The following is a 315-nucleotide window of genomic DNA, read 5'->3' on the forward strand; positions in this document are numbered from 1 at the left end:
CGAGGCCAGGCTGATGCAGTTCGCGGCCTATGGGGCGCCCGCCCCGGCGGCGGGCACGGATTTCCGCATCGCCTCCTGGGCGCTGGTCATGACCCCCACGGAACAAGAAGAGGTGCGCGCAGCTCTGGCGCGTCTGGGCTTTGCGCCGGGGCACGACACAGGGACCGTTCGTCGCGCGGCCGTCATCGCCTTCCAGCGCGATTACGGGCTGACGCAGGATGGCATCATCGGGCGCGCCACGCTGTCCACCCTTCAACGGGCGCTTGATGCGCGGGCGAAAGCGCCTGCGGCAGCGGGCTTTGCCGGGGCCGGCGG

1 protein-coding gene is annotated in these 315 nt (G+C 71.7%); it reads left to right on the forward strand.

The window, feature by feature from the left end; translation table 11 throughout:
- Positions 1–13 precede the first annotated feature (13 nt).
- A partial coding sequence (locus tag RMT89_RS42035; protein WP_315889025.1) for a peptidoglycan-binding domain-containing protein occupies positions 14–315 on the forward strand: 302 nt, incomplete at its 3' end.

Origin of the sequence: Streptomyces sp. P17 (genome assembly GCF_032436805.1) — a bacterium.
In the GTDB taxonomy this organism is placed as follows: Bacteria; Actinomycetota; Actinomycetes; order Streptomycetales; family Streptomycetaceae; genus Streptomyces.